At 59.8% G+C, this 234-nt stretch carries 1 protein-coding gene; it reads right to left on the bottom strand.

The window, feature by feature from the left end; translation table 11 throughout:
* Window positions 1–206 (bottom strand): MarR family winged helix-turn-helix transcriptional regulator (locus SB786_RS37755; protein ID WP_410731780.1); only part of this gene is annotated, 206 nt, incomplete at its 3' end.
* Window positions 207–234: the final 28 nt, after the last annotated feature.

The following is a 234-nucleotide window of genomic DNA, read 5'->3' on the forward strand; positions in this document are numbered from 1 at the left end:
TTGGCAGGGAGGCGCTTGGCGGCGGCATGGTCGGCGCCGTATTCGTGGTGGTCGAGAATGGTCTTCAGCATGCCCTGAGCCTTGGGGGTCAACGCAACATGACTGATACGACGGTCCTGCTGGGAAGCGGACCGGCAAATCAGCCCAAGACGTTCAAGGTTGTTCATCAGTTTGGTGACCGCGCCCTTGGTCAGCCCCAGCCGCATCTGCAATTGTGAAGGCGTTAGGCTATGG

Source organism: Burkholderia sp. SIMBA_062, assembly GCF_046534765.1.
GTDB classification, from domain to species: Bacteria; Pseudomonadota; Gammaproteobacteria; order Burkholderiales; family Burkholderiaceae; genus Burkholderia; species Burkholderia ambifaria.